Raw genomic sequence first — 14805 nt, 5'->3', positions numbered from 1 at the left:
TCGTGGAAATCATTGGATGCAAGGCAGTCCAATTATTTCAAAGCCCCGGCCCAAGCCGCTGATATTGAAAGGATTAGAGTGTATACGATCCAATCCTTTCAAAGCTATGGTGCCGTCGGCGAGAGTCGAACTCGCACAGCTTTCGCCACTACCCCCTCAAGATAGCGTGTCTACCAATTCCACCACGACGGCGTGCTGCAGTGTTGTGCCGCACGAAAGACAGCGATTGTAGCACTGATCCGATCAGTTTTCAGCGGGCTGAGCCGCGCCGTCTGGCGCCGGCACCACGGGTACCGAAGCCTCTGTGGAGGCGCCAGCTGGCGCCGCCCCCAGCGACGGTACACTGGCATCCCCGCCGGCCGATGCGCCACCTTGGGTACCGGCGGCTTCGGGCACTGCAGGGACCGACGCCCCGAGATCAGGAACAGCGGCACCCGCAGGCACCGTATCGGCCGGCGCCGACGAGGTGAAGCCCTGCATGATGCCGGAATCCAATGGCGAGCCTGATGGATGGTGCGCGATCCAGGCCAGGCCGCCTGTTGTAACGAAAAAGATGATGGCTGCCCATTTGGTGGCACGCGACAGGAAATTGGCTGCGCCGGCCGCCCCGAACACGCTGCCGGCCGAACCACTGCCGAATGCGGCCCCCATGTCGGCGCCCTTGCCCTGCTGCAGCAGAACCAGCCCGATGACCAGCAGTGAAGACAGAACCTGCAGGGTTTGCAGTATCGTGGAAAACAAATGCATGAATGAATACTCCGCCGAATAGGTGGGTGCCCGGATCAGGACACGGCCGCCGCAATGCCAAGGAAACTGTCGGCCTGCAACGAGGCGCCACCGACCAGGGCCCCGTCGATGTCGCTCTGCGCGAACAGGGCTGCGGCATTGTCGGGCTTCACGCTGCCACCATACAAGATACGTGTGTCGGCCGCCCCATGCCGGCCCAGGCTGGCACGGATCAGCGCATGCACTTCTTGGGCCTGCTCGGGCGTCGCGCTGCGCCCGGTACCGATGGCCCAGACCGGCTCGTAGGCAATGACCAGGCGGGATAGCGCATCGGCCCCCAGGGCCAGAACGGGATCGAGCTGGTCGCCGATGACGCATTCGGTGTCACCGGCTTCGCGATCCGCCAGGGTTTCGCCCACGCAGACCACCGGCGTAAGCCCGGCTGCGAGCGCGCCCGCTGCCTTGGCCGCAACCAGGGCACTGCTTTCGCCATGCAGCGCCCGCCGCTCGGAATGCCCGCACAGCACCCACCGGCAGCCGAACTCTGCCAGCATGGCGGCGGAGACTTCGCCAGTATAGGCGCCGTGATCGTGGACGCTGAGATCTTGCGCCCCCCAGCCCACGGCTGAATCGGCCAAGACCGCCTGGACTTGCGCCAGATAGACATAAGGCACGCAGACTGCCAGCTCGGGCTGACCACGCAAGCTGGCCGCCCCCTGCCGAATGCCGGCCAGCAGCGCTGCGTTGCCGGCCAGGCTGCCATGCATTTTCCAGTTGCCCATGACCAAGGGCCGCCGCGTCGCCATGCCAATACCACCATGAGAAAATCGTGAACCCTGCATTGTAGCGTTTTTGAGGCGTATCATGAACCCAGACCCTGTTACTTATTTCAGGAGGAAAGACATGGCCATTTATACCGTCACACTCGCCGGGAAAAAACAGGTCGCCGAAGGCACCTTCGAATTTCTGCTGAGCAAGCCCGAAGGCTTCAAATACCGCGCCGGGCAGTTTTTCGACATTCTGCTCGAACCCGTGGCAAATGCCCCCAAAAGCAGCTATGTCCATGGATTCTCATTTGCCAGTGCACCTTTTGAACCCAATCTGGCGGCCGCCACCCGGATGCGCGATACGGCGTTCAAAAACGCCATACGGAACCTACCCGATGGCACAGAAGTCAAAATCGACGCCTGCTTTGGCAGCTTCACGCTGCCGAAGCAAACCGACACACCCGTGGCCTTCCTGATCGGCGGCATCGGCATCACGCCGGTACGCAGCATGATTGCGCAAGCCAGCCACGATCAATCCGCACAGGCGATCACCCTGCTTTATGCCAACAAGACGCCGGATCTTGCGGCCTTCACCCAAGACCTGCGCGCCTACTCGCAACACAACACACACTTCACGTTCGTACCCGTCTACACGGACCCTGGCCAGCAGGTGGACGGCGCCGAAAGTGGCGTGATCGACGCGGCCATGATTCGCCGCCACGTGACCCGCATCCCGGACACCCTCTTCTACCTGTCAGGGCCTGCCGGCATGGTGCGGGCCATGCGCGCCATCCTGATGGACGAATTGCACGTAGACGAGGACAATATCCGCACTGAAGAATTTGATGGTTATTGATACCCCGTGAGCGAGGACCCCCAGGATTTCAGCCTGCGAAAGATTGCTGTCGCCGCATTCGGGCCCTCGTTGCTGTTTGGCATCGGCGAAGGGGCGATATTTCCTGTGGTGGCGCTCAGTGCCCGCGACGTGGGCGCCTCGACCGCCTGGGCGGGTTTTATCGTCGCCCTGCTCGGTCTCGGGGCACTGGTCGCCAACATCCCCGCCGCTGCCCTGACCACCCGTTTCGGCGAGCGCCGGGCCATGGTCGGCGCCGCCGCTTTCAGCCTGGTGGGCCTGGCATTGTGCCTATTGGCTGTCGAACCGGTCGTACTGGCGCTCGGCGTGCTGATGGTCGGCATGGCCAGCGCCGTATTCCTGCTGGCCCGACAGACATGGCTGATCGAAGCGGTGCCCCTGCCGCTGCGCGCACGCGCCATGTCGACCTTGGGCGGTATCAGGCGGATCGGAATGTTCGCCGGGCCGTTCATCGCGGCGCTGTTCATCCAGCTGCTCGGCCTGCGCGGGGCCTATTGGGTGGCGACGGTGGCCATTCTGGCCGCCGGCCTGCTGTCGCTGCTGGTGCCGGACTTGCCCAGCAGCCAGCAGAAACGGGCCACTGGCCGGCGCCCATCGATGCGCGAGCTGCTGGGCCTGCACGCGCATGTCCTGCTGACGCTGGGGATCGCGTGCAGCCTGGTCTCGGCCCTGCGGGCCTGCCGCCAGATCGTGATCCCGCTGTGGGCCGACCAGATCGGCCTGGACGCCACCAGCACGGCCCTGATCTACGGCCTGATGGGTGGCGTGGACATGCTGCTGTTCTATCCCGCCGGGATGGTCATGGACAAACGGGGCCGGCTGTGGATCGCACTGCCCTCTATATTGATCATGGCCGGCAGCCTGACGCTCATGCCGCTGACCACCGGATTCGCCAGCCTGCTGCTGCTGAGCGTGGTCTTGGGCCTGGGCAACGGCATCGGTTCGGGCATTGTCATGACCATCGGCGCGGATGCCTCGCCCACCCAGGGCCGCACCCATTTTCTGGGCGCCTGGCGCACCATCGCCGACCTGGGCGGGGGCACCGGCCCCCTGCTGCTTTCCGGGATCACGGCGCTGGCCTCGCTGGCCTGGGGCATCGTCGCCATCAGCACCATCGGCTACCTGGCCGCCTGGATGTTCTGGCGCTGGCTGCCGCGCGGCGAACCCGTGGTGCAGGTGCGTTCATGAGTCGTCGTCGGCGCCCCGGTAGCGCCGATAGGGCATGTTGTTCCAGGTCCGCGCCTGCAGACGGTGATCGCTGACCGTCGGGGGCACGTCATCCAGGAGCCCGCGTGCCGCATCCAGCTCGCGCCCGACCTCGGCCCGGTCTTGGTACATGAACCCGTCCGACGCCTTTTCCGGTGCCTGGGCCAGCTTGCCCTCGAGATCACCGATCAGGTCTTGCTGATATCCGGCCAAAGCCCCACGGGCCTCTTCAATCCAACTGGGCTGCACGTTCCGGTTGCCATCGAGCAACGCACTGTATTCACGGTAAATATCGCCATAGAGGCGCGAGGCGTGATCACGGACGTCGCGCGTGGCGATCTCGAGATCGGCCACGTCCAGGTCTTCTTCCTTTAGGGGCGTGGCCCGGGCCTGCCCCCCGAGAGACGTGTATTTCATGTAGTACGGATACATTTTCCGGATGACCCCGCCCACATGCATGGTGCCGACGTTTCGTTCGTCCACCCCCTTGGGCTGCACCCCCTGCATGGCTGGAAGCGCCGACTCGGGCCGCACCACTTCTTTGGGCGGAATAATGCCAAAGCGCAGCATTTCCCGAATCGCCGTACCCGAGATGTTGAGATGATGGCGTTCGTCGTGCGGGCACGTGCGTTCGGTGGCATGGCTTGCGCAGCGCATGCAATAGAACACCTCGTGGAACAGCCGCACCGAAATCCCGAGTTCCTGCGGATCGTATTCATCGAAAATACTGTGTCCCGCGTATTTGTCATAAAAGCTGCCGATGCCCGCATGATCGCGCCCGATGAGCGCGTGCGTGCAGCCGTAGTTTTTCATGATCAGGGCGTGCAGAACCGCCTCGCGCGGGCCCGCAAAAATGTAAGTGACGCGCAGCGGCGAGAGAATGGCCCGCTCTTTGGGGTAATACGCGTTTAGCACGTTGCGGTAGGCCCGCACCCGATACTCGGGACGCACGAACTCGCGCTTGGCCATCTCGACCAGCGGCTGCAAAAAAACGCCATCCACTTCTTCGAGCGCATTGCGATGAATGTACTCATGCCCGCGATGCAAGGGGTTGGCGCCCGTGATGAACCCAGCCACCGACCTGAATTGACGCTCTTCGTAGAACAGGCGCCAGATGTCCCGGGGTTCGCGCCGCAGGGCCTCGAAAGGCCCCCAATCGACCCGATTGAGCAGGAACAGGTCGCCGCCGATGGACAGGTCGCCCATGCGGTCGAAAATAGACGCCACACCCGGGTGGCTTCGATCCGTGGTGCCGAACAAATGCTTTGCCCGGTGTTCACGGTCGTAGTCGAACAGGTCGTTGACCTCGAGCCGGGCCACGGGCTCGCCCTGGTGGTCGACCAGCGCCACGTGGTCGCCCACCGACAGTTTTCTGATGACCTCGGTGTTGCGCCGCCCAATCGGGGCAAAGCTCAGGGGGACCGGCCAAATGGTGCCATCTGCCAGCCGCCCGTTCTCGAGGCTGGACAGATAATCGGCGCGATTCATGAAACCTTTGTTGGGGGACAGCACACCCGTGCAAATCATCTCGATGGTGATGACGGCCTGCAAGTCGACCATGATGGCCGGAAGGCTGCGCGCCCGTTCGATTTCCGCGGCGCGCCGGTCGGGCGGCACCACCTGGTCGACCAGGTGCCCGCCGTGGGGTTTCTGTGGATAATTTTCAAATGGCAACTCGATCGGATCATGCATCGTTGTCTCCTGGTTTCTTTTGGCAATGCCGAGGCGAAGGATGCCCGAATGGTAGCAGATCGGCCCACCCGGAAGATTCGGTACACTGGCACTCGATCGAGCACCCCACTGTCCCCTTCATTTCCGCCGCGAGGCCTGCATGGACACACAAAAATGGCTCGTCGCCGTCGCGTTACCGCAAGAATTCGAGCATACGGCCCTGGCCCACGACATCCCGGTCGTCTATACCGGCGTGGGCAAATTGAACGCCGCCCTGGCGCTGATGGACGCCATCGAGCGCCATCAACCCGATTGCCTGATCAATTACGGCACGGCCGGTACGCTGGCGGGCCGGGCCAGCGGCCTGGTGGAGGTCGCCGAAGTCATCCAGCGGGACATGAACACCGAGCCCCTGTGCCCCCGCGGCGTCACGCCATTCGATGACACGCCCCCCCTGTTCCGTTCCGGCTCGGCCGGGCTGCGTTGCGCCACCGGCGACAGTTTCCTGCAGACCACCGACCCCTGGCTGCTCGAGCAGGGCGTGGATCTCGTCGACATGGAGCTGTTCGCGCTGGCGGCCGTCTGCCATCGCAAGCACCTGCGCTGGCGCGCATTCAAGTTCATCACGGACAACACGGACGGCCAGTCGGAAACGGACTGGACCGCGCGTGTGCACTTGGGGCAGGCCCTGTTTATGGCCCGGCTGGACGAGCTGCTGATGGGCCGCTGACAGTTGGTGCCCGAGACCGGAATCGAACCGGTACGATCAAAGATCGAGGGATTTTCTTACCACTACGGCTTTCGCCGCCAGCACATAGGCTGTTTGTAGTCTGGAGCACGCCTTCACCATAGTCTTGCGACCGTAGGTGCCCACCGTCTGCTCTCTACACCTTCCCGGTTTAAAAACCGGGCTTGGCTCGGCGTTGGCTCGGATATCGAAATATCCAGGGCGTTCGCCGAATTTGACGGGCTTCACATCGGGCGTTTCCCCCCGAAGGCTCAAATTGTTCAAGTCCCTTGTGTCTACCTATTCCACCACTCGGGCAATGCATTAAATCTGACCGTTTCTGCTGGTACCCACCTGGCTCCCAGCTGGTTGGCCACGCAACTGGATGCTATGGCCGGCCCCTATTTTAGCGTAAGTATCTGCCTGGTCAGCCACCCCCGTACGCCAGGCCCGACCGCATCGGACCCACGCCGAACTCATGCCGGCAGCATGCTCTGGCCCAATAGCCCGGCCAACGTCATCACCCCCAGCAGCACGAACGCCTCGATCGCGAGTATCCGGACGAAGCCGTGTCCGGCCACGCTATCGCCGGCGGCCAGGCGCGGCATCCAGAACCAGCGGTTGCGCAGGCCCAACGCAATGGCCAGAACCATGAGCCCGACCTTGACCAACAGGATCCACGCATAGGCCGTGCTACCCCAATGGGCCGCCGGGCCCAGGGTGCGCCAACCATCGAGCAGCCCGGTCAGGATCAACAAAGGAACGGCCACGGTGGCCGCCCGCGAAAGACGGTGCGCCTGGGCACTGGCCTCGGACGGCGTCAGATCCCCCCAGCCTGGATGCAATAGACGCGACACCCAGACGGGTCCCGCCCAGGCGCCGGCCGCAAGAATGTGTACCGCATGAACCCCGGCGGCCAGGCTGAACAGGCCGTGATCCGCGGCATGCCCTGTGGCGGCCCGGGTGTACGACAGCAGCAGAAGAAAGAAGACCGCGACCCCATGACCGGGCGACCGGCCCGCAGACGCATCAGCCGGCGGCACACTGCGGCGGCGCCCTGCCATCATCCAACCAGCCACCAGCCACGAGACCGACCACAGAGCCGACAGGGTGACCGTGGTGCCGAACATCGTGTGCAGGACAGTCAGCCGAACCGCGTCCAGCCACGGCCACCACCCGGTCGGTTCGGCCATCCGGTAAGCGCCATTGAACAGAAATGCCAGCTGAAGCCACAGCAGGCCCCACAAGAACCGCCGTTGCAGGCGAAGCAGGCGCTTTCCCTGAAGGGCCGCGGTGGCGCCGGCCATGAGCGTGCAACCCACCAGGCCGGCAAGCAGGATATCCTGCCCGGCTGCCAACAACGGTTGCACTAGGTCGACCAGGCCCGGCACCCCGCGCAGGATCAGCGCACGCTGAAAGAATAGGTGCCCTGCATGCGATGGCCATCACTGGCCACCGCCACCCAGCGCCCTTCGTAGTCGCCGGGCTGCAGCTCGGGCAGGCTGGCGCAGAGCACGTGGCCATCATTGCGAAGCACTGCCTGAGTGGAATCTACCTGGGTACCCTGGGCGTCGTGGACCTGCAGCGTACTGAAGGCGGCCTCGAGCGGGCTGTCGAATTCGACGCAGGTTTCGGCCGGGCTGGGCACTGCAGCGCCTGCGGCCGGTGTCTGTGAGACGACGTGCGCGTGCGCCCACGCTTGACCCATGCCGGCCAGGGCCAGCGCCCCGGCCAAAAACACTTTGCGTACCCGTGTGCTGTAAGTGTACGACATTGATACCAAATCCTTGATTGAGGCTTAATGCAATGAGGCCAGTTTAACGTCTTTCTGGCCAAGCGCCTGCGCCACGTCGTACATGGCCTGGTTCAGGATGCGGTGGGTAAGCTCATCGGCGCCATGCCCCGCCTGCACTTCGATGTCGGCCATGACCTGATTGTGCAAGCCATGTGACAAGGCCTTATCGAATAAGAAGCCCGACCACCAGGTGCCGTCATCCGTTGTGCCAGCCTGCACCAAAACCAGCGCCAATTTCTGGCCTTTTAGATCAGCGGGTGCCGGCGGCAGCGTCACGCCCGCCTCGGTGGCCCGCTTCAGGCCATCGTTCACGGCGAACGTCATCCCATTGATGAATTGCTTGACCTGATCCGCGCCATACTGCTTGTTGAGCTTGGCGACCTCGGCGTTGACCGTATCTTCGCCCAACATGGCGACCAGCGCGTTGGCAAAGGAAAAGTTGTCCGCGCCACCACCGGCCTCGACCAGGGCGGCGGTGACTTCGAGTGCCGGCTCGCCCATGTAGGCGGGGCCGCCGAACCAATTCATGGTGTGGGTCGTGATGGTGGACTGTGGCGCCGCATGCGTGTTGACGGTGGCCAGGGTGCCGCCGAGGGCAAGGCCCAATGACGCGGCCAGCACCCAGCTGCCGCGTGCCATGGTTGATGGGATCTTCATGATGATGCTCCTTCAGAAAAGGCCGCAGTGCCGTCATCCACCCTGGACGCCGGGGCGCTGAGACCCGACAGATTGGCGGGCAACCCCCCGTCGGGGTACAACGCAGCCAAAGCCTGCACGTCCGGCTCTGACATCAAGGTGTCGATCCGTGACCCGAGGGCCTGGCTGAGAGTCGCCAGCAGCAGCTGCTGGCGAATGAAATCGGCCGCCAGCTGCACGACGGCGGGCTGGCGCGTGGTCAATCCGTGGCTGGCGCGCGCCTGGCCGCCAACCCCATGCACCTGGCCGATCACGGCCGTTTCGTCATCCGCCACCAGAATCAGCCGATCGGACCCGGTTTCGGTGGCGACCGCCCGCCGATAGACCACCCCCTGGCAAGCGCCACACGCCGCATCGCATGCGGCCAGGCACAGCGTGGCCATGTGCACGCCGCGTTCGTCTGCCATGCGCAAGGCATCGGCCAGGAACGCGGCTGCCTCTGGGTGCAGGGCGAGCAGCAGCCGGTGCTGACAGGCATCGATCAGCTGGCGCGCGTGGGCCAGGAATTCCTGGCCTTGCAGGTTGAGCACGGCGACAGACTCTGCACCGCTGCCGCGACGCTCGAACGCCTGGCGCGCAGCCTGCAGGGCCCGCTGGTGCTGAGCCTGCAGGCTGCGCAATAGCGGCTCGGGCGCGAGAGCGACATAACGGCGCCCCCCGGCGTGCTCGGCGGGCAATACCGCGCCGCGTTCGACCAGGCGGGCCGCCACGGCATAAATGTTTGCGCGCGGGATGCCGGTTTTCTTGGCCAGTTCATAGCCGTTCATTTCGCCGCCGGCCACCAGTGCCGCATAAGCCCGGGCTTCGTACTCGGTGAACCCCAGCTGCTGCAAGGTGAGTGTCGTATCCATCCAACTGATGATATAAGTAGTTGCTCGTATAGCTACTAATATAAACCCAATCTGATGGAAGTCAATATTTGCGACATATCAGGGTTTTGACTAACACCGGCCACCGGATACGATCCGTATAATTTTTCTACGGAGCCTACGCGCCACCGACATTCATTCCATCCAGGGCGAGATCGACATCTACGTGGATCTCGCCTGCCCGTTGCAGGAGTCCCCTTTTGTCTTCTTCCTCTACAACCCCCCAATCCAACGCGCCTGCCATCACCCGAATCAGCGTCATTGGGGCCGGCACCATAGGCGCCAGCTGGGCCGCCCTGTTCCTGGCGCATGGCCTGAAAGTCACCCTGCATGACCCCGGGCCCGACGCCGAATCCATCGCCAGGACCCTCATTACGCAAGCCTGGCCGGCGCTGGTGACGCTGGGCACCGCAGCGCCCGACATCCCCTGGGGCGCGCTGCAGTTCGAAGCCGATCTCGAACAGGCGGTGGCCCAGGCCGATTTCGTCCAGGAAAACGCCCCCGAGCGCGAGGCATTCAAAATCGACCTGTACAAGCGCATGGATGCCGCTGCCCCAGAGCACACCATCCTGGCCTCCAGCACCTCCGGGCTGCACATGACCCGCCTGCAGAGCCAGTGCGCGCACCCCGAACGCTGCGTGGTCGGCCATCCGTTCAACCCGCCCCACCTGATCCCACTGGTCGAGGTGATCGGCGGCCGGCAAACGTCCAACGACACCATCGAACGCACCATGGCGTTTTATCGCCAGACCGGCAAACGGCCCATTCGCATCCACAAAGAAATCAGCGGGCACGTGGCCAACCGCCTGCAGGCCGCCCTCTGGCGCGAGGCCGTCTACCTGGCCGCCCAGGGGGTCGCCTCGGTCGAAGACATCGATACCGCCATCACCGAAGGCCCGGGCTTGCGCTGGGCCGTTTTCGGGCCTCACATGACCTTCAACCTGGGGGGCGGGCAAGGGGGCATGGCGCGGTTTCTCGACCACTTCTCCGGGCCCATAAAAAGCTGGTGGGATGATCTGGGCGAAGCCCCGCTCGACGACGCCACCCGTGCAATATTGCTCGAGGGGCTGACCCAGGAGAGCGACGGGCGTACCATAGAGGCCCTGGCCCACGAACGCGACGAGATGTTGCTGCGGGTCCTTGAAGCCAAGCGCCGCCATACGGAGTAATCACACATGAAACAAGCCAAGAAAGTCATCATTACCTGTGCCGTCACGGGCTCCATCCATACGCCCACCATGTCGCCCTATCTGCCCATCACCCCCGAGGAAATCGCGCGTGACGCAGTGGCGGCGGCACAGGCGGGGGCCGCCATGGTGCACTTGCATGCCCGCGATCCAGAAACCGGGCAGCCGCGCCAGGATCCCAAGCTGTTTGCGCAATTTCTGCCCGTCATCAAGAGCCAGACAGACGCCATCATCAACATCACCACCGGTGGCGGCCTGGGCATGACGCTCGACGAGCGTCTGGCCCCCGCCAAAGCAGCGCAACCCGAAATCGCGTCCATGAACATGGGCTCGTTCAATTTCAACATTTCGGGCGCCGCGGCCAAGATCGGCCAGTTCAAGTTCGACTGGGAAAAGCCCTATCTCGAAATGACCAAAGACCTGATCCTGTCGAACACTTTCTCGCAGATCGAGCGCGGTGTCGCCGAACTGTCCGCGCAGGGCACCCGGTTCGAATTCGAATGCTACGACGTCGGCCACCTGTACAACGTCGCCCACTTTGCCGACCGCGGCCTCATCAAGCCGCCCTTCTTCCTGCAATGCATTTTCGGTATTTCCGGCGGCATCGGGGCGCACCACGAAAACCTGCTGCACATGCGCACGATCGCCGACAAGCTCCTGGGCAATGACTACTACCTGTCGGTACTGGCGGCGGGCCGCCATCAAATGCCCTTCGTAACCCTCAGCGCCATTCTTGGGGGCAACGTACGCGTCGGCCTGGAAGACAGCCTGTACCTGTCCAAGGGCCAGCTGGCGCCCTCGAATGCCGACCAGGTCGCAAAAATCCGGCGCATCCTCGAAGAACTTTCGCTCGAGATCGCCACCCCCGACGAAGCCCGCGAAATGCTGCAGACCAAAGGCAAGGACAACGTGGCCTTCTGATACCGTGCATCACCCCGTCTACCCGATCCATCCCGGCCCGCGAGCCGTTTTTCCTACGAGGAACTCATGAAAATTCGCACCCTAGCGCTGGCCCTGGCCACTCTTGGCCTGGGCTTTGCCGGCCCCACACAGGCCGCCGGCTTTTCCGATGACGTCATCCGCGTTGGCTTCATCACAGACCTGTCCAGCGTATATGCCGACGTCGATGGCAAGGCGGGGGCCGACGTGATCCAGATGGCCATCGATGACATCGGTGGCGAAATCAACGGCACCAAGGTCGAACTGCTCGTCGCCGATCACCAGATGAAGGCCGACGTGGCTTCCACGCGCGCGCGCGAGTGGTTCGACCAGCAGAACATGGACATGCTGATCGGCGGGACCAACTCGGCCACCGGCCTGGCGATGGCCGCCGTGGCCGCCGAGAAGAAAAAGCCGTTCATTGCCGTGGGCCCGGGTGCCACGCAGCTCACCAATGAACAATGCACCCCCTATACGGTGCACTATGCCTACAACACCGAGGCCCTGGCGCGCGGCACGGGCATGGCCGTGGTCGAGCAAGGCGGCAAGACCTGGTATTTCCTGACGGCCGATTACGCGTTTGGCCACTCTCTCGAACAGAACACCGCGAAAGTGGTCAAAGAAGCCGGCGGCAAGGTGCTCGGCCAGGTGCGCGCACCGCTGTCCACGTCAGACTTCTCCTCGTACCTGCTGCAGGCCCAGCAATCCGGGGCCGAGGTCCTGGGGCTCGCCAATGCGGGCGGCGACACCATCAATTCCATCAAGACCGCCAAAGAATTCGGCGTTACCGACACCATGAAGCTCGCCGGCCTGCTGATGTTCGTCACCGACATCAACTCGCTTGGGCTCGAAAACGCGGCAGGCCTCTACCTCACCGCGCCCTGGTACTGGAACCAGAACGACGAGGCCAAGGCATGGTCGCAGCGCTTCATCGACAAAAACGGCCGCGCGCCCACCTGGATCCAGGCGGCTGACTACTCGGCGGCACGCACCTACCTCGAAGCCGTCAAGGCCACCGGCACAGATGATGGCGACACCATCATGCAGTACCTGAAATCGCACAAGATCAACGACATGTTCGTCAAGGACGGTACCATCCGGCCCGATGGCCTGATGATGCACGACATGATGCTGGTGCAGGTCAAGACGCCGGCCGAATCCACCGGCCCCTGGGACTACTACAAAACAGTCCGCAGCCTCTCGGCCGAATCGGTGTTTGGCCCCGAGTCCTCATCCACCTGTGCCCTGGTCAAGAAATAAAGGAGTCCTCGATGTTCGACAAGACATGCATGCAGGGGCGCAAGGTACTGATCACCGCCGGCGCGAGCGGCCTGGGCCTTGAAATGGCCCGGTTGTTCTCTTCCACGGGGGCCCAGGTCTTCATTTGCGATGTCGACGAAAAAGCCCTCGAAAAGGCCCACGCCGAGATCCCCGGGGCCTGGACCATGGTCGCCGACGTATCCGACGAAGCCAGCGTCGCACGCCTGTTCGAGCAGGTCGCAACGCAAATGGGCGGGCTGGACGTCCTCATCAACAATGCAGGCATCGCAGGCCCCACCGGCTTTGTGGAAACCCTCAGCAAAAAAGACTGGGATCGCACGCTCGCGGTCAACATCACCGGGCAGTTTCTGTGCGTACGTCAGGCGGTCCCCCTGCTCAAGGCCTCCAAGGCCGGGGTCATCATCAACCTGTCGTCAGCGGCCGGCCATCTGGGCTTTGCCGGCCGGGCGCCCTATTCGGCCTCGAAATGGGCTGTTGTGGGCTTCACCAAGACGCTGGCCATCGAACTGGGCAAGTTTGGCATCCGGGCCAATGCCATCCTGCCCGGTGCGGTCGATGGGGATCGCATCCGCGCGGTGATCAAGGCCAAGGCCGAGACCCTGGGCGTACCGGTCGACGACATGACCCGTACCTACACCAACCTGGCCTCTTTGGGGCGCATGGTCACGGCAAGCGATATAGCCAACATGGCCTTGTTCGTGGCCAGCGATGCCGCAATCAACATCAGCGGCCAGGCCCTGGCCGTCGACGGCCATACCCAGGCGCTCACCTGACCGCCTGGCCCCCCGGGCCCACCCTGCCCATTCTGGCGGCATGCCGCCAGAATGGGCAACGGGCAGCACAACCCATCCGGGATCAGGCCCGAAGACGCCTGTTCAGCCATTCGAACAGCCCCATGCCCAGCAGCAGGGCAACGAAGAACACCGCAGGCTTGAGCTGCCCCGTCCCCAGGTCGACCAGGGCTGGCCCGGGGCACAGGCCCGCGATGCCCCAACCCACGCCAAACAACAGGCTGCCGACGACCAGGCGTGCATCGATCTGCCGGTTGGTGGGCAGTTTGATTTCAAAACCGAGGGCGCTGCGCGGGCGCTTGCGTGCAATGGCGAAGGCGATCGAGCCAGCGGCAATGGCGCCCACCATGACCAGCCCCAGCGACGGATCCCAGTGCCCCGCCAAATCCAGAAAACCCAGAACCTTGGCTGGAAAGATCATGCCGGAGACGACCAGGCCCACACCAAAGATGACGCCGGCCAACAGCGCGGTAAAAAGAGGCATGGCAGATTCCTTACAGACCCAGAAGATGACGAACGACGAAAGTCGTGGCAAAGCCGGCCAGCATGAACAGGGCGGTGGCCACCAAAGAGCGTGGAGACAGGCGCGAGATGCCGCAGACCCCGTGCCCCGAGGTACACCCTGAACCCAGGCGCGTACCCAGGCCGACCAGCAGGCCAGCCAATATCAGGGCGCCATAGCCCGACTCGATGGGCACGACCTGCGGCCGCCCCGCAAGCATGAAAAGCAGCGGTGTGACAAGCAGGCCGATGAGAAAGGCCAGACGCCAGCCGACGTCGCCGGAGCGCGGCTGAAGCAACCCGCCCAACACCCCACTGATGCCCGCGATGCGGCCGTTGACCAGCAGAAACACAGCGGCCGCCAGGCCGATGAGAACCCCGCCCCCGAGCGCGGACCAGGGTGTAAAGACAGTCCAATCGATGTTCATGGTCATTCCTTGGGGCAGTACAAGGTGTAGAGCAAAGCCAGTACCTGCAGCAGGCCTTCATCGGCCACACGATAATAAATGTACTTGCCGCAGCGGCGTGTCTGGACCACGTCATCGTGGCGCAAGACCGCCAACTGCTGGGACAGGGTGGGCTGCCGGATATCGAGAACCTCTTCGAGCTCGCTGACGCAGCACTCTCCTTGGGACAGATGACACAGGATCAGCAGGCGATCGGGGTTGGCCAGAACCTTGAGCTTTTCGACCACGTCGACAGCCGCGTGGCGCATGAGCTGCGCTGGAAGAACAGTGGGTATTTGGGTCATTTCAAGCTTGGACAATTGTCTATT

The 14805-nt window shown here is 63.4% G+C and carries 17 protein-coding genes and 1 tRNA gene; 7 read left to right on the top strand and 11 right to left on the bottom strand.

Annotated features, from left to right (window positions below; genetic code table 11):
• Positions 1-107: 107 nt before the first annotated feature.
• The 3 genes from WCZ84_RS07055 to tpiA form a co-directional block, all read right to left on the bottom strand.
• Positions 108-192, bottom strand: a tRNA-Leu gene (locus tag WCZ84_RS07055).
• Positions 193-243: 51 nt separating this feature from the next.
• Positions 244-747, bottom strand: a complete 504-nt coding sequence (gene secG / locus WCZ84_RS07050) for a preprotein translocase subunit SecG (RefSeq protein ID WP_372685557.1) — start codon at positions 745-747, stop codon at positions 244-246.
• Positions 748-782: 35 nt separating this feature from the next.
• The gene (gene tpiA, locus WCZ84_RS07045) at positions 783-1532 is read right to left on the bottom strand and encodes a triose-phosphate isomerase (protein ID WP_372685556.1); all 750 of its coding nucleotides are present in this window, start codon (positions 1530-1532) and stop codon (positions 783-785) included.
• A 97-nt stretch (positions 1533-1629) separates the two neighbouring features.
• Between tpiA and WCZ84_RS07040 the strand changes: the two genes are divergently transcribed.
• Complete coding sequence (locus tag WCZ84_RS07040) at positions 1630-2349, top strand: FAD-dependent oxidoreductase (RefSeq protein WP_372685555.1); 720 nt, start codon at positions 1630-1632, stop codon at positions 2347-2349.
• A gap of 6 nt (positions 2350-2355) precedes the next feature.
• Positions 2356-3555 carry an MFS transporter gene (locus tag WCZ84_RS07035; protein ID WP_372685554.1) on the top strand — a complete coding sequence of 400 codons (1200 nt, stop codon included), beginning with the start codon at positions 2356-2358 and terminating at the stop codon, positions 3553-3555.
• Here the strand turns inward: WCZ84_RS07035 and WCZ84_RS07030 are convergent.
• Positions 3550-5265 (bottom strand): sulfate adenylyltransferase, encoded by a 1716-nt coding sequence (locus WCZ84_RS07030; RefSeq protein WP_372685553.1) that lies wholly within the window; start codon positions 5263-5265, stop codon positions 3550-3552. The two genes, WCZ84_RS07035 and WCZ84_RS07030, sit on opposite strands and share 6 nt — an antisense overlap.
• A gap of 139 nt (positions 5266-5404) precedes the next feature.
• Here WCZ84_RS07030 and WCZ84_RS07025 point away from each other — a divergent pair, with 139 nt between their 5' ends.
• The gene (locus WCZ84_RS07025; RefSeq protein ID WP_372685552.1) at positions 5405-5974 is read left to right on the top strand and encodes a 5'-methylthioadenosine nucleosidase; all 570 of its coding nucleotides are present in this window, start codon (positions 5405-5407) and stop codon (positions 5972-5974) included.
• Between the two features lie 473 nt (positions 5975-6447).
• Here the strand turns inward: WCZ84_RS07025 and WCZ84_RS07020 are convergent, their stop codons facing one another.
• From WCZ84_RS07020 to WCZ84_RS07005, 4 genes are read right to left on the bottom strand one after another with little or no spacing between them, the layout of a single operon-like run.
• The gene (locus WCZ84_RS07020; protein ID WP_372685551.1) at positions 6448-7341 is read right to left on the bottom strand and encodes a copper resistance D family protein; all 894 of its coding nucleotides are present in this window, start codon (positions 7339-7341) and stop codon (positions 6448-6450) included.
• A gap of 32 nt (positions 7342-7373) precedes the next feature.
• Positions 7374-7745 carry a copper resistance protein CopC gene (locus tag WCZ84_RS07015; RefSeq protein ID WP_372685550.1) on the bottom strand — a complete coding sequence of 124 codons (372 nt, stop codon included), beginning with the start codon at positions 7743-7745 and terminating at the stop codon, positions 7374-7376.
• A gap of 24 nt (positions 7746-7769) precedes the next feature.
• On the bottom strand, positions 7770-8423 hold the full coding sequence (locus WCZ84_RS07010; RefSeq protein WP_372685549.1) for a hypothetical protein: 654 nt from the start codon (positions 8421-8423) through the stop codon (positions 7770-7772).
• Positions 8420-9313, bottom strand: coding sequence for a TrmB family transcriptional regulator (locus tag WCZ84_RS07005; protein ID WP_372685548.1), 894 nt, complete (start codon positions 9311-9313; stop codon positions 8420-8422). The genes WCZ84_RS07010 and WCZ84_RS07005 overlap by 4 nt, the downstream gene beginning before the upstream one ends.
• A gap of 218 nt (positions 9314-9531) precedes the next feature.
• On the opposite strand from WCZ84_RS07005, the gene WCZ84_RS07000 reads away from it, so the two are divergent.
• The 4 genes from WCZ84_RS07000 to WCZ84_RS06985 all read left to right on the top strand — a co-directional run bounded on the left by WCZ84_RS07000 (position 9532) and on the right by WCZ84_RS06985 (position 13511).
• Positions 9532-10500, top strand: coding sequence for a 3-hydroxyacyl-CoA dehydrogenase NAD-binding domain-containing protein (locus WCZ84_RS07000; RefSeq protein WP_372685547.1), 969 nt, complete (start codon positions 9532-9534; stop codon positions 10498-10500).
• A gap of 6 nt (positions 10501-10506) precedes the next feature.
• Positions 10507-11439: a 3-keto-5-aminohexanoate cleavage protein gene (locus WCZ84_RS06995; protein ID WP_372685546.1), complete on the top strand. Its 933-nt coding sequence runs from the start codon at positions 10507-10509 to the stop codon at positions 11437-11439.
• A gap of 66 nt (positions 11440-11505) precedes the next feature.
• A complete protein-coding gene (locus WCZ84_RS06990; protein ID WP_372685545.1) occupies positions 11506-12717 on the top strand; it encodes an ABC transporter substrate-binding protein in 1212 nt (403 codons plus the stop codon).
• A gap of 11 nt (positions 12718-12728) precedes the next feature.
• Entirely contained in the window at positions 12729-13511 is a 783-nt protein-coding gene (locus tag WCZ84_RS06985; protein WP_372685544.1) for an SDR family oxidoreductase, read from the top strand.
• Between the two features lie 82 nt (positions 13512-13593).
• Here the strand turns inward: WCZ84_RS06985 and WCZ84_RS06980 are convergent, their stop codons facing one another.
• Genes WCZ84_RS06980 through WCZ84_RS06970 form a run of 3 tightly spaced genes read right to left on the bottom strand, consistent with a single transcriptional unit; the run spans position 13594 to position 14745 of the window.
• Complete coding sequence (locus WCZ84_RS06980) at positions 13594-14013, bottom strand: DUF6691 family protein (protein WP_372685543.1); 420 nt, start codon at positions 14011-14013, stop codon at positions 13594-13596.
• A 10-nt stretch (positions 14014-14023) separates the two neighbouring features.
• Positions 14024-14458 (bottom strand): YeeE/YedE family protein, encoded by a 435-nt coding sequence (locus WCZ84_RS06975; RefSeq protein ID WP_372685542.1) that lies wholly within the window; start codon positions 14456-14458, stop codon positions 14024-14026.
• Between the two features lie 2 nt (positions 14459-14460).
• Positions 14461-14745, bottom strand: a complete 285-nt coding sequence (locus WCZ84_RS06970) for an ArsR/SmtB family transcription factor (protein ID WP_372685541.1) — start codon at positions 14743-14745, stop codon at positions 14461-14463.
• Between the last annotated feature and the right edge of the window lie 60 nt (positions 14746-14805).

Source organism: Castellaniella sp. (genome assembly GCF_041675725.1).
Classification (GTDB): Bacteria; Pseudomonadota; Gammaproteobacteria; order Burkholderiales; family Burkholderiaceae_B; genus Castellaniella.
Note: the sequence above shows the minus strand (reverse complement) of the source record. Positions and strands in the feature narration are given on the sequence as shown.